General features: G+C 74.6%; 18 protein-coding genes. 9 read left to right on the forward strand and 9 right to left on the reverse strand.

Going from position 1 to position 18,110, the window contains the following annotated elements; all coding sequences use genetic code 11:
- Nucleotides 1–83 precede the first annotated feature (83 nt).
- Together ACYVKY_RS19690 and ACYVKY_RS19695 are read right to left on the reverse strand one after the other, a co-directional pair.
- Nucleotides 84–302: a CDGSH iron-sulfur domain-containing protein gene (locus ACYVKY_RS19690; RefSeq protein WP_460436684.1), complete on the reverse strand. Its 219-nt coding sequence runs from the start codon at nucleotides 300–302 to the stop codon at nucleotides 84–86.
- Entirely contained in the window at nucleotides 299–1,288 is a 990-nt protein-coding gene (locus ACYVKY_RS19695; RefSeq protein ID WP_460436685.1) for an iron-containing redox enzyme family protein, read from the reverse strand. The genes ACYVKY_RS19690 and ACYVKY_RS19695 overlap by 4 nt, the downstream gene beginning before the upstream one ends.
- A 183-nt stretch (nucleotides 1,289–1,471) precedes the next feature.
- Here ACYVKY_RS19695 and ACYVKY_RS19700 point away from each other — a divergent pair, with 183 nt between their 5' ends.
- On the forward strand, nucleotides 1,472–1,936 hold the full coding sequence (locus ACYVKY_RS19700; RefSeq protein WP_460436686.1) for an SRPBCC family protein: 465 nt from the start codon (nucleotides 1,472–1,474) through the stop codon (nucleotides 1,934–1,936).
- A 2-nt stretch (nucleotides 1,937–1,938) separates the two neighbouring features.
- On the opposite strand, the gene ACYVKY_RS19705 is transcribed toward ACYVKY_RS19700, so the two are convergent.
- Nucleotides 1,939–2,868, reverse strand: coding sequence for an SDR family NAD(P)-dependent oxidoreductase (locus ACYVKY_RS19705; RefSeq protein ID WP_460436687.1), 930 nt, complete (start codon nucleotides 2,866–2,868; stop codon nucleotides 1,939–1,941).
- Nucleotides 2,865–4,049: a zinc-dependent alcohol dehydrogenase gene (locus ACYVKY_RS19710; RefSeq protein WP_460436688.1), complete on the reverse strand. Its 1,185-nt coding sequence runs from the start codon at nucleotides 4,047–4,049 to the stop codon at nucleotides 2,865–2,867. The genes ACYVKY_RS19705 and ACYVKY_RS19710 overlap by 4 nt, the downstream gene beginning before the upstream one ends.
- Nucleotides 4,050–4,184: 135 nt before the next feature.
- Between ACYVKY_RS19710 and bla the strand changes: the two genes are divergently transcribed.
- From bla to ACYVKY_RS19730, 4 genes are read left to right on the forward strand one after another with little or no spacing between them, the layout of a single operon-like run.
- A complete protein-coding gene (bla, locus tag ACYVKY_RS19715; protein ID WP_460436689.1) occupies nucleotides 4,185–5,117 on the forward strand; it encodes a class A beta-lactamase in 933 nt (310 codons plus the stop codon).
- 46 nt (nucleotides 5,118–5,163) lie between these two features.
- Complete coding sequence (locus ACYVKY_RS19720; RefSeq protein ID WP_460436690.1) at nucleotides 5,164–5,925, forward strand: DinB family protein; 762 nt, start codon at nucleotides 5,164–5,166, stop codon at nucleotides 5,923–5,925.
- Complete coding sequence (locus tag ACYVKY_RS19725) at nucleotides 5,922–6,602, forward strand: VOC family protein (RefSeq protein WP_460436691.1); 681 nt, start codon at nucleotides 5,922–5,924, stop codon at nucleotides 6,600–6,602. Before ACYVKY_RS19720 ends, ACYVKY_RS19725 begins: the two co-directional genes overlap by 4 nt.
- Nucleotides 6,603–6,647: 45 nt before the next feature.
- A complete protein-coding gene (locus ACYVKY_RS19730) occupies nucleotides 6,648–7,973 on the forward strand; it encodes an APC family permease (protein WP_460436692.1) in 1,326 nt (441 codons plus the stop codon).
- 6 nt (nucleotides 7,974–7,979) lie between these two features.
- On the opposite strand, the gene ACYVKY_RS19735 is transcribed toward ACYVKY_RS19730, so the two are convergent.
- From ACYVKY_RS19735 to ACYVKY_RS19745, 3 genes are read right to left on the reverse strand one after another with little or no spacing between them, the layout of a single operon-like run.
- Nucleotides 7,980–8,936 (reverse strand): LLM class oxidoreductase, encoded by a 957-nt coding sequence (locus ACYVKY_RS19735; protein WP_460436693.1) that lies wholly within the window; start codon nucleotides 8,934–8,936, stop codon nucleotides 7,980–7,982.
- Between the two features lie 3 nt (nucleotides 8,937–8,939).
- Nucleotides 8,940–9,932: an LLM class flavin-dependent oxidoreductase gene (locus ACYVKY_RS19740; protein WP_460436694.1), complete on the reverse strand. Its 993-nt coding sequence runs from the start codon at nucleotides 9,930–9,932 to the stop codon at nucleotides 8,940–8,942.
- Between the two features lie 46 nt (nucleotides 9,933–9,978).
- The gene (locus ACYVKY_RS19745; protein ID WP_460436695.1) at nucleotides 9,979–11,520 is read right to left on the reverse strand and encodes a class I adenylate-forming enzyme family protein; all 1,542 of its coding nucleotides are present in this window, start codon (nucleotides 11,518–11,520) and stop codon (nucleotides 9,979–9,981) included.
- A 96-nt stretch (nucleotides 11,521–11,616) separates the two neighbouring features.
- Here ACYVKY_RS19745 and ACYVKY_RS19750 point away from each other — a divergent pair, with 96 nt between their 5' ends.
- Genes ACYVKY_RS19750 through ACYVKY_RS19760 form a run of 3 tightly spaced genes read left to right on the forward strand, consistent with a single transcriptional unit; the run spans nucleotide 11,617 to nucleotide 14,092 of the window.
- A complete protein-coding gene (locus tag ACYVKY_RS19750; RefSeq protein ID WP_460436696.1) occupies nucleotides 11,617–12,378 on the forward strand; it encodes a response regulator transcription factor in 762 nt (253 codons plus the stop codon).
- A complete protein-coding gene (locus tag ACYVKY_RS19755; protein WP_460436697.1) occupies nucleotides 12,375–13,670 on the forward strand; it encodes a sensor histidine kinase in 1,296 nt (431 codons plus the stop codon). Before ACYVKY_RS19750 ends, ACYVKY_RS19755 begins: the two co-directional genes overlap by 4 nt.
- A complete protein-coding gene (locus ACYVKY_RS19760; RefSeq protein ID WP_460436698.1) occupies nucleotides 13,667–14,092 on the forward strand; it encodes a PNPOx family protein in 426 nt (141 codons plus the stop codon). Before ACYVKY_RS19755 ends, ACYVKY_RS19760 begins: the two co-directional genes overlap by 4 nt.
- Before the next feature lie 25 nt (nucleotides 14,093–14,117).
- On the opposite strand, the gene ACYVKY_RS19765 is transcribed toward ACYVKY_RS19760, so the two are convergent.
- Complete coding sequence (locus ACYVKY_RS19765) at nucleotides 14,118–14,702, reverse strand: dihydrofolate reductase family protein (protein WP_460436699.1); 585 nt, start codon at nucleotides 14,700–14,702, stop codon at nucleotides 14,118–14,120.
- A 130-nt stretch (nucleotides 14,703–14,832) separates the two neighbouring features.
- On the opposite strand from ACYVKY_RS19765, the gene ACYVKY_RS19770 reads away from it, so the two are divergent.
- Complete coding sequence (locus ACYVKY_RS19770; protein WP_460436723.1) at nucleotides 14,833–15,813, forward strand: LacI family DNA-binding transcriptional regulator; 981 nt, start codon at nucleotides 14,833–14,835, stop codon at nucleotides 15,811–15,813.
- On the opposite strand, the gene ACYVKY_RS19775 is transcribed toward ACYVKY_RS19770, so the two are convergent.
- Nucleotides 15,814–18,102, reverse strand: a complete 2,289-nt coding sequence (locus ACYVKY_RS19775) for a glycoside hydrolase family 3 protein (RefSeq protein WP_460436700.1) — start codon at nucleotides 18,100–18,102, stop codon at nucleotides 15,814–15,816.
- Nucleotides 18,103–18,110: the final 8 nt, after the last annotated feature.

Below are 18,110 nucleotides of genomic sequence, written 5' to 3' on the forward strand. Positions count from 1 at the left end.
GTCCGAGCGGCCTGTGGACGACGACCCCGTACCGGACCGCCTGTGGACGACGAATGCGCCCCGTCCGTCCTGTGCGGATGCAGCTAGCGACGGGGGAGCAGCTGGTGCGTGCCGTCGCACCACGGGGCGCGCTGGGTCTTGCCGCAGCGGCACACGGCGCTGACGGGTCGCGTGGTGCGGTGCCGTGTGCCGTCCGGGGCCTCGACGACGTGGTCGCCACGGATCAGGACGGGGCCGTCGGGGCACACCACGACGTCGGGGTGCTCGAACGAGAGGTCGTCGCGGGCGGGTCCGATGCTCATGCCGCCACCTCCACCCACGAGGCGAGTCGTTCGCCGGCGAACCGGCTCTCGAGGTCGAGGCAGGTGAACGCGCCGAAGAACACGTCGTCGAGCAGCTGCGGCTCGTCGGCGACGAGCGACCCGCAGATCTCCCGGACGGCGACCTGGTCGTGCACGGCGTCGGCCTCCACGTGCTCGTCGTAGTAGGCGATCATCTCGGCCGGCATCCCGAGCCGGGCCAGGCCCTGGGCGATGCGCCGCGAGGGCACCGAGCTGGTGGCCTCGAACGCCGCGAAGTGTCCGAGCGCCGCGCCGCGCAGCCGGCGGTGCAGGCCGAAGAGGGTCATCGTGTTGTTCTGCTCCAGCACGGCGGCCGACGCCTCGTCGACGTACGCGCCGTACGTGGTGTCGAGCCCGCAGGCGCGCATGCCGCGGGCGAACAGGTTCGAGTGCAGGGCGTTCGGGTCGCCGCAGCCGTACTCGTCGTACTGCACCGCCATCAGGCCCGCCTTGGCGCGCGGCGCCAGCCGGGGCACCGCCCACGCCGTCGGGTCGGCCTCCTTGAGGTGGTAGACCGACCGCACCCGCAGCAGCGTGAGCACCTGCTCGCGGGTGGCCGTCCGCTGGATCGCCCCGGACAGCGAGTCGCCTTCGTACCCGGCGACGTACGCGAAGAACGCGTCCGCGAACGCCCCCACGGCGGCGTCGCCACCCCGCACGTCCGGCAGGTCGGTCGGCGGGCGGTACCGCTCCCGCAGGCGCGCCTCGAGGTCGCGTTCCAGCACGCGCCGCGCCGCCAGCAGGGGCGGGTGCCACTCGAGCTCGTCGGCCACGCCGTCGAACCCGCGGTACGCCAGCTCGTACATCGCCCACAGCGCTATCTGGGCGTCGTCGGGGCCGGACGGTGTCGTGGTCGCGAGGCCGTCCCAGCCGGCGTCGTCGAGCGGTCCACGCAGCAGCGTGAACAACCTGTCGCTGAACGGTCCTCGTGGGGTGGGGATCTGCACCGTGGCTCCTCGTGGCAGTGAGCGTGCGCAGGCGCATCCACCTGCGGGGTGGCGCTGGGCTGGGCCACGGTCGGACGGGGGGGCGGGCACCCGTCCCCTCGACTCTTCCACCGTCGTGCCCGGTCCACCACCGGAAACGCCGCCCACCTGCATGCCCGGTGCGCTGCGGGGTAGCGTCCCCACGTGCCCCAGCTCTCCGATGCCGTGCGGACCGTGCGCCGCACCACGACCGCGACCCCCGACGAGGTCTTCGCCGTGCTCGCCGACGGCTGGAGCTACGCGACCTGGGTGGTCGGCGCCTCCCGGGTGCGCGACGTCGAGCCCGCCTGGCCGGCGAAGGGCACCCGCATCCACCACTCCTTCGGGATGTGGCCGCTGGTGATCGACGACGTCTCGACCGTGCTCGAGGTCGAGCAGGGCCGGCACCTGCGGCTGCAGGCGAAGGGGTGGCCGATGGGGGAGGCCACCGTCGACCTGACGCTGCACCCGGAGGGCTCCGGCTGCCGCGTCGAGATCCGCGAGGACGCCACGGCCGGCCCCGGCCGGCTCGTCCCCCTCCCCGCGCGCCAGCTGGGCATCGTCCCGCGCAACGTCGAGGCGCTGCGCCGGCTGTGCCTCGTCGCGGAGGGTCGCGCGAACAAGGGCTGAGGTCAGTCGCCGTCGCGGGTGTCGAGGCCGAGCAGGCCGCCGCGGCTCCACGGACCCTGCGTCGCCTCGCCCGCCGGAGAAGGCGTCTCGACGTTGCCGCTGTGCGGCTCCATCGGTCGCCGGGTGAGCGCCAGCAGCCCCATCAGCGGCCCGACGAGCAGGTCGAACACCGGCGGCAGCAGCTCGTGGCCGAGCACCATCACCGGGTTCGCCAGGCCCACCGACGTCTCGCCGCGCCGACGGCTGTCGGCGGCGCGCAGCACCGCGCGCGCCACCTTCTCGGGCGGGTCGACCGGCACCGGCGGCCGCGCGGCCCGGCCGGTGACGTTGGCCGCCTGCGCGTACACCGGGGTGTTGGTCGCCCCCGGCGAGACGCCGACGACCCGCACGCCGGAGCGGTCGCGCACCGACTGCGACAGCATCCGGGTCAGGCCGCGCACCGCCCACTTGCTGGTGCAGTACGTGATCAGCTGCGGCACCGAGATGCGGCCCAGGACCGACCCGATGACGACGAGCACCCCGGAGTTCCGCTCCCGCATGCCGGGCAGCACGGCGCGGGCGACGTTCGCCGTCCCGAGCACGTTCGAGGTGACGACGCGGTCGAACACCTCGGCGGGCACGTCGAGGAACTCCCCGAACGCGATGAGCGCGGCCGACTGCACGCAGACGTCGATCCGGCCGTGCTCGGCCAGCACCCGCTCGACGACTGCCGTGACCGCGGGGCCGTCGGCGACGTCGACGACCTCGACGGTCGCCGACGCCGCGCCGCGGTCGAGGCACTCCTGCGCGGCGTCGGCGAGCGCCTCCCGGCCGCGCGAGGCCAGCACCAGGTGGGCGCCGCGCGCGGCGTAGCCGTGCGCGGTCGCCCGCCCGATGCCGCTCGACGCCCCGACGACCAGGACGACCTGGGCGCCGCCGTCGGCGTCCGTCACGGCTTGAGGACGACCTTGATGCAGCCGTCCTCCTTCTTCTGGAACGTCTCGTAGAGGTCCGGCGCCTGCTCGAGCGGCACCTGGTGGGTGGTGAGGTCGAGCGTGCCGAGCGGGTCGGCGTCGTCGAGCACGAGCGGCATGATGTCGTCGATCCAGCGCTTGACGTGCGCCTGACCCATCCGCAGCTGCACGCCGCGGTCGAACATCTCCATCATCGGCATCGGGTCCATCTCGCCGCCGTACACGCCGCTGACCGACACGGTGCCGCCGCGACGCACCGCCTTGAGCGCGGTGTGCAGGGCCGCGAGCCGGTCGATCGCCATCTTGTCGGTCATCGGCCGCGCCACGGCGTCCGGGAGCATCCCGACGACGGCGTGCGCCACCTTGCCGAAGGGGGAGCCGCCGGCCTCCATGCCGACCGCGTCGATGATCGCGTCCGGCCCGCGTCCGCCCGTCGCCTCGATCAGGTCGGCGGCGACGTCGTCGTGGGCGGACAGGTCGAAGGTCTCGATACCGTGCGCCGCCGCCAGCGCGAGGCGCTCCGGCACGTCGTCGACGCCGATCACCCGCTCCGCGCCGAGGTGGCGTCCGATCCGCGCGGCCATCTGGCCGATCGGGCCGAGCCCGAGCACGGCGAGCGTGCCGCCCTTCGGCACGTCGGCGTACACGACCGCCTGCCACGCCGTCGGCAGCACGTCCGACATGAACAGGAAGCGCTCGTCCGGGTGGTCCGACGGCACCTTGATCGGGCCGAAGTGCGCCTGGGGCACGCGCAGGTACTCCGCCTGCCCGCCCGGCACCTGGCCGTAGAGCTTGGTGTAGCCGAGCAACGAGGCACCCTTGCCCTGCTCGCGCACCTGGGTGGTCTCGCACTGCGCGAAGAGCTTCCGCTCGCACATGAAGCACCGGCCGCAGGAGATGTTGAAGGGGACGACCACCCGGTCGCCCGGCTTGATGTGCGTGACCTCCGCGCCGACCTCCTCGACGATCCCCATCGGCTCGTGCCCCAGCACGTCGCCCGGGTCGAGGAACGGGCCGAGCACCTCGTACAGGTGCAGGTCCGACCCGCAGATGGCCGTCGACGTGATGCGCACGATCGCGTCGGTCGGCTCCTGCAGCACCGGGTCAGGCACCTCCTCGACCCGCACGTCCCGCTTGCCCTGCCACGTGACTGCTCGCACGTCCGGCCACCTCTCGTCGTCGACGTCCGCGGGCGTCCACCCGCACCTGGTTCCCTACCCACAGTGCGGTCCGCGATGCGTCGGCGCGCGCCGAGATGTCCGGCTTGCGAACCGCTCCGGGGCATGCTGGGGGACGTGCGCGCGCAGCTGCTGACCGCCGGCCTGGCCACCGTCCTGCTCGTGGGGTGCGGGGGTGGCGACGGCCCCGACCCCTCGACGTCGACCGCCGCGTCGGCGACGACGTCGAGCCCACCCCCGAGCACGTCCCCGAGCTCGGCCCCGGCGGAGCAGGCGCTCGACCTGGCGGCGCTCGAGGCCGAGCTGGACGTGCGGATCGGGGTGTACGCGCTCGACACCGGCACCGGGCAGGTGCTCACCCACCGCGCCGACGAGCGGTTCGCCTACGCCTCGACGTTCAAGGCGCTCGCCGCCGCCGCCGTCCTGGCCGAGGCGGACGACGCGGAGCTGGACACCCTGCTGCAGTACGGACCCGAGGACCTCCGGGCGTACGCCCCGGTGGCGGAGGCCAACCTCGGGCGGGGCCTCACGCTGCGCGAGGCGGCCGCCGCCGCGACCACCCACAGCGACAACACCGCCGGCAACCTGCTGCTGGAGCACCTGGGTGGACCGGCCGGCTTCGCCGAGCGGCTGCGTGCCGTCGGCGACGAGGTGACGCTGCCGGTCCGCACCGAGCCCGAGCTCAACACCGCGGTACCGGGCGACGACCGCGACACCTCCACCCCGCGCCAGCTCGCCACGACGCTGCGCACGTACCTGCTGGGCGACGTGCTCGACCCCGCCGACCGCGACGAGCTGGAGGGCTGGATGCGCGCGAGCAGCACGGGCACGGACCTCGTCCGGGCCGGGGTGCCGGCGGGCTGGGTCGTCGCCGACAAGACCGGGGCCGGCTCCTACGGCACCCGCAACGACATCGCGGTCGTGCGCCCGCCCGGGCGCGACCCGGTCGTGCTGGCGGTGCTCACCTCGCGCGACGGGCAGCGGGACGAGCGGCTCGACGTCGCCGTCGCGCGCGCCACCGAGCAGGTCGTCGCGGCGCTCGGGGGCTGAGCGTCGGACCCACCGCGCTGTCGGTCCCCGTCGCTAGGTTCTGCCCATGACCGAGTTCACCCAGGCCGAGCTGCAGCACGCCAGGTTCCACCGTTCCGACCTCACCGGCGCGCACTTCACCGCGTGCGACCTGTCCGGTGTCGTCGTCCGCGGTAGCGACGTCGGCGGGGCCGAGATCGACTCGCCCTGGCTGGTCGAGTCCGGAGGCCCCCTGTGGGTCAACGGGGTCGACGTCGTGCCCTTCGTCGACGCCGAGCTCGACAAGCGGTTCCCCGGACGCTCGCGGCGGCGAGCCGTCGACCCGCCCGGCCTGCAGGAGGCGTGGGAGGCGCTGCAGCGCACCTGGGCCGCCACCGTCGAGCGCGCGCAGGCGATGCCGGCGGGCACGGTCGACGAGTCCGTCGACGGCGAGTGGTCGTTCTCGCAGACCCTGCGGCACCTGGTGATGGCCACCGACACCTGGCTCGGCAAGGCGGTGCTGCGGCTCGAGCAGCCCTACCACCCGCTGGGCCACGCGAATGCGGGCGCCGAGCGCGACGGCCTCGACCTGTCGCTGTTCACCCCCGGCACCCCGGCGTTCGACGACGTCCTCGAGGCACGCGCCGACCGGGTGGCCCGGGTGCGCACCTTCCTCGCCGACGTGACGCCGGAGGAGCTGGCCGACGAGCGCGCCAACCCCTGGGCGCCGCAGTACCCCGAGAGCGTGCTGTCGTGCGTCCACACGATCCTCGAGGAGGAGTGGGAGCACCACCGGTACGCGGTGCGCGACCTCGACGCCCTCGAGGCGCGCTCGACGGGCGGCTCGTGACCCTCGCTCGCTACCAGGACCTGTGCGTCGACGTCGTCGACACCGACCGGATGGCAGCGTTCTGGACCGGGGCGCTCGGCCTCGTCGAGGGTGCGCGCTGGCCGGAGGTCGTCCGGCTCGACGGTCCGACGCCGCAGCACACCGTCTGGCTGAACCGGGTGCAGGAGGCTCCGCAGGTCAAGGCCCGGGTGCACCTCGACGTCTGGGCGTCCTCGCAGGCCGTGGCGGGAACCCGCGTGCTCGCCGACCGCGACGACGAGTCCTGGACGGTGCTCGCCGACCCCGAGGGGAACGAGCTGTGCGTCTTCGTGCGCGACCCGGTCCCTGCCTACCGGCTGTACGAGGTCGTGGTCGACGCCGCCGACGCACGGGCGAGCTGCGCCTGGTGGGCCGAGGTCCTCGGCGCCACCCCGGCCGGGGACGACGGCTGCTCGCTCGAGGACGTGCCCGGCCTGCCGTTCCTGCTGGTGTTCCAGGACGTGCCGGAGCCCAAGCGGGTGAAGAACCGCGTGCACTGGGACGTGCAGCTGCTCCACGACGACGGCGTCGACGCCCTGGTCGCGGCCGGTGCGCGCGTGCTGCGCCGTCCCGACGGCGACGTGCACTGGACCGTGATGGCCGATCCCGAGGGCAACGAGTTCTGCGCCTTCGCCCCCGAGGGCGCCAGCGCCTCCTGACGGCCGCAGGCGTGGACCCGTCACAGCGGGGTAGCGGGTCAGGTCGTGAGCACCTCCACGACCGACCGGCAGCAGACCCCGTCCCTCGCCCGTGAGGTGACGACCGGCCTGCTGTTCCTGTTCATCCTCGGCGACGTGCTCGGCGCCGGCGTCTACGTGCTCGTCGGCGAGGTCGCCGGCTCCAGCGGTGGAGCGGTGTGGCTGCCGCTGGCGGTCGCGCTCGGCCTGGCGCTGCTCACCGCGGGCTCGTACGCGGAGCTGGCGACCCGGTTCCGCAGCGCCGGCGGTGCCTCGCACTACAGCACCCTCGCATTCGGCCCGTTCGTCGGCTTCCTCGTCGGCTTCTGCATGCTCGCGGCCGGCGTGGTGTCGGTGGCGGCACTGTCGCTCGGGTTCGCGGGCGACTACCTCGGCGCGCTGGTCGAGCTGCCGGTGCCGCTCGTGGCGGCGGTGTTCCTGCTCGTGCTGGCGGCGATCAACGCCCGGGGGATCAAGGAGTCGTTGCGCGCCAACGTCGTCGCGACGCTGATCGAGGTCGGCGGCCTCGTGCTCGTCGTCGTGCTCGGCGTGGTGGTGCTCGCCCGCGGGGACGGCGACGTCGGCCGGCTGACGACGGTGGGCACGCCCGAGGCAGGGCCGGCCGCGGCCGTGCTCGCCGGCTCGGTGCTCGCGTTCTACTCCTTCGTCGGCTTCGAGACGTCGGTGAACCTGGCCGAGGAGGTGCGTGACGCCCGCCGCTCGTACCCGCGGGCGCTGTTCGGGGCGCTGCTGGTGGCCGGGGCCGTCTACGTCGCGGTCGGCGTCGTGGCGTCCGCGGTGGTGCCCACCGAGCAGCTGGCCGGCTCGTCCGGGCCGCTGCTCGAGGTGGTCGAGGCGGCCGGCGGCGTGCCCGGCTGGGTGTTCGCGCTGATCGCGCTCGTCGCGGTCGCCAACGGCGCCCTGCTCACCGGGATCATGTCGTCGCGGCTGGCGTACGGCATGGCCCGCGACGGCCTGCTCCCCTCGGTGCTCGGGCGGGTGCTGCCCGGACGTCGTACGCCCTGGGTCGCCATCGTCGCGACGACGCTGCTGTCGCTGCTGCTCGCGCTGACCGGGACGGTGGCGTCGCTGGCCGCCACCCTCGTGCTGCTCCTGCTCGTCGTCTTCGTCGCCGTCAACGCGGCCGTGCTCGTGCTGCGCCGCCGGCCCGGCCACGAGGACGCCTTCCGGGTGCCGGCGGTCGTCCCGGTGCTCGGGCTGGCCTCGTGCGTGCTGCTGATGACCCAGGTCGAGGGCGAGGTCTGGGCCCGCGGCTCGCTGTTCGTCGGGGTCGGCGCGGTGCTGGCGCTGGCGGCTGCCCTGCGGGCCCGACGCCGCGCCGGCCGCGACTGAGCGCCGTCAGCCGGGCCCCGGGGCGAACGCCTCGAGCACCTCGTCGGCGCGAGCCAGCGCGGCAGCGGGGTCGGCGTCCGGGTCGCCGACGTCCGGGTGCAGGTTGAGGTCGAGCAGCACCTCGGTGGCGCCCGCGGTCCGCAGCGCAGCGAGGTCGTCGCGCACCTGCTCCCGCGTCCCGCGGAACGGCGGCCTCGCACCGGGCGGCGGCCGGTCGAGCAGGTCGACGACCCGGCGGACGAGCACCTGCACGGCGTCGGGGTCGCGGCCGGCCGCTTCCGCCGACGACCGCACCACCTGCGCACCGGCCCGGACGGCCTCGAGGTCGTGCGTGCTCGCCGCGACCCAGCCCTGGGCGAGCCGCCCGGCGCGCCGCTGGGCGGCGGCGGACGTCCCGCCGACCAGCACCGGCGGGTGCGGTCGCTGCACCGGGTGCGGCAGCGACGACGACGACGGCACCCGCCAGTGCCGCCCGTCGAACGCCACGGGGTCCGTCGTCCAGAGCGCGACCAGGCAGCGCAGGAACTCGTCCATCCGCTCGCCGCGCCCCGAGAGCGGCAGACCCGTCGCGGCGAACTCCTCGGGCAGCCAGCCGGTCCCGAGCCCGACGGTGAGACGTCCGCGGCTCAGCACGTCGAGCGTCGCGAGCTGCTTGGCGAGCAGCACCGGCGAGGTGAGCAGGGCGCAGACGGTCGCCGTCCCGAGCCGGACCCGCTCGGTGACCGCGGCGGCGAACGCGAGCGGCACCAGCGGGTCCTGCACCGAGCGGTGCGTGGGCGGCAGGTCGGCGGCGACCGGGTGCAGCACCCGCTGGAACGTCCAGACCGACGCCCAGCCGAGCGCGTCGGCGCGCGACGCCACGTGCCGCAGCGTGTCGGGCGTCGCCCAGCCCCCCGACACCGGCAGGCCGAACCCCAGCAGGGGCAGGCCGGCCGGTGCCGAGGAGGGGGCCGGGGAGCTCACGGGTCAGGCGGCGGCGTCGACCTTCGGCATGATGTCGTTCTTCAACCGCTTGAGGTCGTCGAGCGTCTTCGACACCGGCACGTCGGCGAACGGCGGCCACAGCAGCGGCATCGACATCCCCGCCTCCTGGTAGCGCTTCAGCATCTCGGTGATCTGGTCGGCGGTGCCGGCGAGCAGGTTCGTGCCCTTGCCGAGGTCGGTCTGGTCGGTCTTCTCGTCGGTGATGACGAACCAGATCATCGAGCACATCTCGAGGTCGTCGATCGAGCGCGGCGTGTCGAGCTTGTCGAGCTCCTCCGCGATCGCCGACCGCCACCTCGCGATCGCCTCCGGGCTGTCCTGGATGCCGATCCACCCCTTGCAGCCGTACTTCGCCACCCGCAGCGCGGACCGTCGGGGGTCCTTGAGCCCGCTGAAGTAGATGGGCAGCGGGTCCTGCACCGGCTTGGCGCCGAAGCCGCAGGGGTCGAAGTCGGCGAACTCGCCGTGGTACTCGAACACCTCGTTGGTCCAGATGCCCTGCATGATCTCGAGCGTCTCCCGCACGTGCGCGTGCCGCCGCGGGAACAGGTGGGTGGCGCTCGACGCGGCGAACTCCTCGGGCATCCAGCCCGAGCCGACCCCGACGTTGAGCCGGCCGTTCGAGAGGTGGTCGATGGTCGCGCACTCCGCGGCGAGCACGCCCGGCGCGCGGTACGGGGTGTCGGTGATGCTCATGCCGATGCGCACCTTCGAGGTGCGGGCCGCCATCCACGGCAGCAGCGGCCACCCCTGCAGCCACTCGCCGCGCGAGGAGACCGGCAGCTGCTTCGGGAACTCGTCCATCATCCCGAACGAGTACTGCAGCTCGCCGCGGTCGGACGCCTCGGGCACCACGATGCGGTCGAGCGTCCAGACCGAGTCGAAGTCGAGCTCCTCGGCCAGGTCCGTCAGGTCGGCGAGCTCCTGCACGGTCACCTTGTCGCGGAAGTTGGGCAGGTACAGGGCGAGCTTCATGCGGGGGACGACCTTCCTGGTTGGGTGCGGGATCGGTTGCGGTGGTTCAGGTCTCGGTCCCGTCCTGCAGGCGTGCACGCAGCTCGCGCCTGAGGACCTTGCCGTAGCCGTTGACCGGGAGGGCGTCGACGAACCGGTAGTCCTTCGGGCGCTTGAACCGCGCGATCCGGTCGAGGCAGGCGCGGTCGAGCTCGTCGGTGGTCGGTGGTGCCGACGGGTCGTCGGCCACGACGAACGCGACCACGGCCTCGCCCCACTCGGGGTCGGGACGCCCGACGACCGCCGCCGCCCGCACGCCCGGGTGCTGCAGCAGCGCCTCCTCGACCTCGCGCGGGTACACGTTGAGCCCGCCGGTGATGACGAGGTCCTTGGACCGGTCGCGCAGCGTGAGGTACCCGTCGGCGTCGAGGCTGCCGACGTCGCCGGTGTGCAGCCACCCGCCGCGCAGCGTCTCGGCGGTGGCGTCCGGGCGCCCCCAGTAGCCGGCCATGACGACGTCGCCCCGTACGACGACCTCGCCCGGCTCGTCCGGGCCGACCGGTCTGTCGTCGGGGTCGACCACCCGCACCTCGACGTCGGTGCGGGGGAAGCCGACCCCCTGCACCCGCTCCCGCCACCGCGGGTGGTCGCGGTCGGCGTGGTCGGCCTTGGACAGCGCGGTGATCGTCATCGGCGTCTCGCCCTGGCCGTAGATCTGCGCCAGCCGCGGACCGAGCACCTCGAGCGCGTCCTCGAGGTCGGCGAGGTACATCGGGGCGCCGCCGTACACGACCGTTCTCAGCCCCGACAGGTCCGCCGCCCGGACCGCCGGGTCGGCGACCAGCCGGCGCACCAGGGTCGGTGGGGCGAACAGCGCCGCTCCCGACCAGCGTCCGAGCAGGTGCACGAGCTCGCCGGGGTCGGCGCCGCCCGACTCGGGGACGACGCTCAGGGCGCCGCGCGCCACGTGCGGCAGCCCGTACAGGCCGGACCCGTGCGACAGCGGCGTCACGTGCACCATGCAGTCGCGGTGCGACACCGGGTCGATGTCGGCGAAGTAGCTGAGCGAGGCCAGCAGCAGGTTGCGGTGGGTGAGGGTGGCGCCCTTCGGGCGGCCGGTCGTGCCGCTGGTGTAGAAGAGCCACGCCGGGTCGGTGCCGGCGCGGTCGACGAGAACGACCGGGGCGGCGTCCAGCAGCCGGTCCCACCCCGGACCCGGCGCCACGACCACCGACCGCAGCGTCCCGACCTGCCCGAGCAGGGCCTCGACGTCGGCGGCGTGCTCGTCGTCGGTCACCACGACCGAGGCGCCGCTGTCCTCGAGCACGAAGGCGATCTCGTCGCGGTGCAGCCGGGCGTTGACGGGGACGGTGACCAGGCCCGCGTGCCAGGCCGCCCAGAGCGCCTCGAGGTACTGCGGCCGGTTGCGCATGACCAGCGCGACCCGGTCGCCGGGCACGAGGCCCAGCTGGTCGCGGAACCCGCCGGCGGCCCCGGCCACCCGTCCGGCGAGGTCGCGCCAGGTCGCGTGCACGCGCTCGCCCTCGGCCACGGCGGGCGCGTCACCGAGGCGGCGTCCGTGCCGCTCGACCCAGGTCGCGACGTTCACCCGCCCAGGGTGCCGACGGCGCGGCACCGGGGGGCCAACGTCGCCTCAACGGCCGCACAACGACCCCGGCACGCACCGGGACGACCCGGCCGGGGGATGACGCGGGCGGGTCGGGCGCAGCACGATGGCCCCGGAGGTGGTGACGTCGTGGTCGCAGCCGCGCAGCCGAAGGTGCTCGTCGTCGACGACGACGAGGCCGTCCGCACGGTCGTGTCGTGGCAGCTGGAGGCCGCGGGCTACGCGGTGGTGCAGGCGGGCGACGGCGAGCAGGCGCTCGCGGGGCTGGAGCAGCACGCGCCGGACCTCGTGGTCCTCGACCTGTCGCTCCCGGTGGTCGCCGGGCTCGACGTCCTGCGCACCGTCCGCGAGGGACGCACCCCGGCCTCGGCCGACCTGCCCGTCATCGTGCTGTCCGGGCGCAGCGGCGAGACCGACCGGATCGTCGGCCTCGACCAGGGCGCCGACGACTACCTGGTCAAGCCGTTCTCGCCCGGCGAGCTCGCGGCGCGGGTGCGCTCGGTGCTGCGGCGCTCGGGCACCGACGTCGCCGGGAGCGGCCTGACGGCGGGACGCCTGCGCATCGACCCGGCCAGCCGCGAGGTGCTGGCCGACGGCGAGCCGGTGACGCTGACGGCACGCGAGTTCGACCTGCTCGCCTTCCTGGCCGCCCACCCGCGTCGCGTCTTCACCCGTGCCCAGCTGCTGCAGCGGGTCTGGCAGTCGGGCTCGGGGTGGCAGGGCGAGGCGACGGTGACCGAGCACGTGCACCGGCTCCGCCACAAGCTCGAGGTCGACCCGGCCCGACCGACGGTGCTGCGCACCGTGCGGGGCGTCGGCTACCAGCTGGACCCGTCGTGACCGGGCCGGTCGCCCTGTCGTCGCAGCGCGACACCGACGAGCTGCTCGCCTGCCACACCCGCGTGCTCGAGCTGATGGCCGGCGGCGCGGGGCTGGACGAGCTGCTCGGGCGCATCACCGCCGACCTCGAGGGGCTCATCCCCGACAGCCGCTGCTCGGTGCTGCTGCTCGACGACGACGCCCGCACCCTGCGGCACGGCTCGGCGCCGAGCCTGCCGGCGTCGTACCTGGCGGCGATCGACGGGCTGCAGGCCGGCCCGTCCGCGGGGTCGTGCGGGACGGCGGCCTGGTCGGGCGAGGTCGTGGTGGCCGAGGACATCGAGTCGGACGCGCGCTGGGAGCCGTTCCGCCACCTCGCGCGCGCCAGCGGCCTGCGCTCGTGCTGGTCGACGCCGATCCGCGGCCGGACCGCGCAGACCGTCGGCACGTTCGCCGTCTACCACCCGTACCCGCACCGACCGGACGAGCGGGAGGCCCGCCTGGTCGACCGGCTGACCTACCTCGCCTCGGTGGCCGTCGAGCACTCCCGCCTGCAGCAGGAGCGGCGCGCCCGGCTCGAGGCCGAGGTCGCCCGCACCACGGCCGAGCGGCACGCCCGCGCGACGTCCGACTTCTTCACCGGGGTCAGCCACGAGATGCGCACGCCGCTGCAGGCGATCACCGGGTTCACCGAGCTGATGGGCACGCTCGAGCTGAGCGGCGAGCGTCGCGACGAGGCGCTCCAGCACATCACCGCCGCCGCCGACCACCTGCTCGCGCTGGTCGACGACGTGCTCGACCTGGCGCGCCTCGACGCCCGGATGCTGCCGCTCGTGGCCGAGACCGTCGACGTCGGCGAGGCCGTCGACGAGGTGACGCACCTGCTGGCACCGCTGGCCGGCCGTGCCGGGGTGCACCTGACCGCGGTGCCGAGCGACGACCAGGTGGTGGCCGACCGGCGGCGGCTGCTGCAGGTGCTCATCAACCTGGTGGCCAACGGCATCCGGCACGGCCGGACCGGCGGCACCGTGCGACTCACCTCGGTGCCGGACGGCGACCGGGTGCGGATCGAGGTGCACGACGACGGACCGGGCATCGCCGCCGACCGGCTCGACCGGCTGTTCCGGCCGTTCGACCGCCTCGGCCTGGACGAGGTGCACGAGCCGCCCACGGCAGGCAGCGGTCTCGGCCTCGTCGTGGCGCGGGCGCTCACCGAGGCGATGCAGGGCGTGCTGCACCTCACCAGCGAGGCCGGGCGCGGCACGACCGCCCGGCTGACGCTCCCGGCCGCGACCCCGGGCGCGCGGCGGTGAGGCTCGACCCGGCCGAGGCCACGCGGCGGCTGACCGCGAACGTGCACGGTGTCTTCTGCACGCTGCACGACGGAGCGGGCGTCGACGCCGTCCCGTGCATCTTCGCCGCCGACGACGACGGGTGGGTCGGCGTCCCCGTCGACACGGTGAAGCCGAAGGCGTCCGGCCCGCTGCAGCGCGAGCGCAACCTCGAGGCCGACCCCCGCGCGACCCTGCTGGTCGAGCACTGGGACCCCGACGACTGGTCGCGGCTGTGGTGGGTGCGGGCCCGGCTGCGGCTGGTGGCCGACGCCCCGGACGAGGTGCTGGAGCGGCTCGCGGCCCGGCTGTCGACCACGGTGCCCCAGTACGCCGACCGGCCGTTCGCGCGGGTCATGGCGCTGCGGGTGGAGTCGGTCACCGGGTGGGCCGCGTCCGGCTGACCCGCCCGCGACCGGCCGGCGGGGGTCAGCGGTGCAGGCTCGGCCGGTAGAGCAGCTCCTGCACCCGACCGTCGAACGTGGTGCTGCCGAGCAGCTCGAGGTCGAAGTCGTCGGCACCGGCGAAGACCGGGGCGGTCCCGGTGCGCCCGCTCAGGACGGGGAAGACGGTGAGCTGCACGACGTCGACGAGCCCCGCCGCCAGGAGCGCCCGGTTCAGGCTCAGGCTGCCGTGCGAGCGCAGCGGCACCTCCGACTCCTCCTTGAGCCGGGCGACGACCTCGACCGCGTCCCCGGCCACGACGGTCGCGTCGGGCCAGTCGAACGGTCCCTCGAGCGTGCTCGACACGATCGTGGTCGGCATGCCGCGCATCAGGCCGGGCAGCGGGTCGTCGGTCATCCGCTCGACGGTGCCCGCCGGCAGCATCTGCACGAACTCACGGAAGGTGGTGCCGCCGAGCACCATCCGCTGCGGTTCGCGCAGCCGGGCGGCGCGGTGCTCGAGCAGCTCCGGGCCCTGCGTGCCCCAGTAGCCACCCCAGTCCCCGTCCGGGCCGTAGGACCCGAAGCCGTCGACGGTGGCGTAGACGTCGAACGTGTAGGTGGCGGTCACGGGGGCTCCTCTGTTCATGGTGATCGTGCAGGACGGCCTTGCTGCGAGGTGGACCCGCCGGTCGCGCTGGACTCATCGGTCGGGCCGCGCGGCTAGGATCGCGCCCGTGGAACCGGCCGGACGCGTGAAGATGGCTGACGTCGCGCGGGAGGCCGGCGTCTCGGTCGCGACGGTCTCCAAGGTCGTGAACGGACGCTACGGCGTGGCGCAGGCGACGCTCGACAAGGTGCACGCCGTCATCGACGAGCTCGGCTACGAGGCGAGCCTCGGCGCGCGTAGCCTGCGCAGCCTGCGCACCAACGTGATCGGCGTCCTCGTCGCCGAGTTCGAGCCGTTCAGCACCGAGCTGCTCAAGGGCGTCTCGGACGCCATCGCCGACACGCAGTACGAGCTGATCGCCTACGCGGGTCGCCACCACGGGGGGCACGTCGGCTGGGAGCGGCGCTCGCTCGTGCGCCTCGGCGGCTCGGTGATCGACGGCGCGATCGTGGTGACGCCCACGGTCGTCGACACCCGCAGCGGCGACGTGCCGGTCGTGGCGGTCGACCCGCACACCGGCCCGGCCGGCTTCCCGACCGTCGAGTCCGACAACCACGCGGGTGCGACGACGGCGACGGAGTACCTGCTGCAGCTCGGCCACCGGCGCATCGGGTTCCTCGGCGGTCGTCCCGACCTCGAGTCGGCACGCCTGCGCGAGAACGGTTTCCGTGACGCCATGGCGGCGGCCGGCGTCGAGGTCGACGAGTCGCTGGTCGTGGTGGGCGGGTACCGCGCCGAGTCGGCCGAGGCGCCTGCCCGGGCGCTGCTCGACCGCGACGACCGGCCCACCGCGGTGTTCGCCGCGAACGACCTCACCGCCATCCGCACGATGGAGGTCGCGCGCTCCCTCGGGCTCGACGTGCCGGGCGACGTGTCGGTCATCGGGTTCGACAACGTGCCGGAGTCGGTGCTGGCGACGCCTCCGCTCACGACGATCTCGCAGCCGCTGCGCGAGATCGGCGCGACGGCGCTGCGGATGCTGGTGGCCGCGCTGGAGGGCACCGACACCGGCCCCACCCACGTGCGGCTGCCGACGACGATGGTCGAGCGGGGCTCCTGCCGCCCGCTCTGATCACCCCACGCGGGTCCACCGCTCGTCGGCGACGGTCACCTCGCGCACGGACCCGACCAGCTCGGTGGCCGTCGCGCGGCCGGCGTCGGCCGGCGTGCCGGTCCACAGCCGCAGCTCACCGGGCTCCACCACGCGACGCCGGTTGCGGCCGGTGAACGCCAGGCGGGCGGGCGGCACGGTGAGCCGGACGGTCGCGGTGGCACCGGGCTCGAGCTCGAGCCGGTGGTACCCGAGCAGCTGGGCCACCGGACGCGTCACGCTGGCGTGCACATCGCGCCCGTAGAGCTGCACCACCTCGGCACCGGCGCGCTCGCCGGTGTTCGTGACGGCGACCTCGACGACGAGACCCGTCGCGGTGCGGGCGTCGAGGACCTCGACCGGGCCGTGCTCGAACGTGGTGTACGACAGGCCGTGCCCGAAGGGCAGGGCCGCCGCGCTGCTGAGGTTGGTCACCTCGCCGTCGCCACCGAGCGGCGGGTGCAGGTACGAGTACGGCTGCGCGCCGGCCGGTCTCGGGATGCTGACCGGGAGCCGCCCGGACGGGTTCACCCGCCCCGACAGGACGCCGGCGACGGCCGGGCCGCCCTCCTCGCCGGGGAAGAACGCCTGCACCACGGCCGCGCAGCGCTCGAGCGCCCACCCCACGGCGTAGGGCCGCCCGGCGAGGAGCACCAGCACGACCGGGGTGCCCGTGCCGAGCACCTCCTCGACCAGGCGGCGCTGCACGCCGGGCAGCTCGAGGTCGTCGCGGTCGCACCCCTCACCGACCGTCCCGCGCCCGAAGAGCCCGGCGTGGTCGCCCACGACGACCACGGCGACGTCGGCGCCGGCGGCCGCCTCGACCGCGGCGGCGATCCGCGAGGTGTCGTCGGTGTCGACGTCGCAGCCCTCGGCGTGCACCAGCTCGGCACCGGGCAGCTCGGCACCCAGCGCGGCCAGGAGCGTCGGCACCTCGATGCCCGGCTCGGTGCCGGGGTGGTTCGGGATGACGTGGTTGACGAACGAGTAGCAGCCGAACATCGCCTCGAGCCGGTCGGCGTTCGGGCCGACGACGGCGACCCGGCCGGGGCGCTGCAGGGGGAGCGTGCCGTCGTTGGTGAGCAGCACGACCGACTCCTCCGCGAGGCGGAGCGCCAGCGCCCGGTGCTCGGGGGAGTCCAGGTCGGGCGCGGGCGGCGGCTCGCCCTCGAAGGTCTCGTCGAGCAGACCGAGCTCCTCCTTCTGCCGCAGCGCCCGTCGCACCGCGCGGTCGACGAGCGCCTCGTCGACCGCACCCGAGCGCACGGCCTCCGCGAGCGGGGCGAGATAGGCCTCGCCCGTGGGCAGCTCGACGTCGATCCCCGCCGCCAGTGCCAGGCCCGCCGCCTCGCCGAGGTCGGTGGCGACCCCGTGCAGCAGGTGCAGGAAGGCGACGCCGAAGTAGTCGGCGACCACGGTGCCGTCGAAGCCCCACTCGCCCCGCAGCACGTCGGTGAGCAGGCCGGCGTCCGCTGCGACGGGGACGCCGTCGATCTCGGTGTAGGCGTGCATCACCGAGCGCGCGCCGCCGTCGAGCAGCGCCATCTCGAACGGGGGCATGAAGACGTCGCGCAGCTCGCGCGGCCCGGCGTGCACCGGGCCGAAGTTGCGTCCCGACTGCGAGGCCGAGTAGCCGACGAAGTGCTTGAGCGTCGCGTGCACGCCGGCGCGCTGCAGGCCGCGGACGTACGACGTGCCGATCGTCCCGACGAGGTACGGGTCCTCGCCGACGCACTCCTCGACCCGTCCCCAGCGCGGGTCGCGGACGACGTCGAGCACCGGGGCCAGGCCCTGGTGGATGCCGAGGGCCCGCATGGAGGTGCCGATCGCCTCGCCCACGGCGTCGACCAGCTCGGGGTCGAACGACGCGCCCCAGGCGAGCGGGGTCGGGAACGTCGCCGCGCGCCAGGCGGCGAGCCCGGTCAGGCACTCCTCGTGCACCAGCGCGGGGATGCCCAGGCGGGTCTCGGTGACGAACCGCCGCTGCCGCTCCCACAGCCACCGCGACCGCTCCTGCGGCTCGTACGGTCGCGTCCCGTAGACGCGGGTCAGGTGCCCGAGCCCGTCGACGGACGCCTCGTCGAGCCCGGACGTCGCCGCGAACGAGCCCTGCATCGGGGCGACGGTCTCGCCGTCGTCCTTGTCCCAGTAGCCGACGACCTGGGCGAGCTTCTCGGTCAGCGTCATCCGGGCCACGAGCTCGTCGACGCGGTCGGTGCCGGGCGGCTCGACCGTGGCTGCGGCGTCGGGAGCGTGGTGGAGCTGGGTCAACGGAGGGT

It is taken from the genome of Angustibacter speluncae (genome assembly GCF_054777815.1).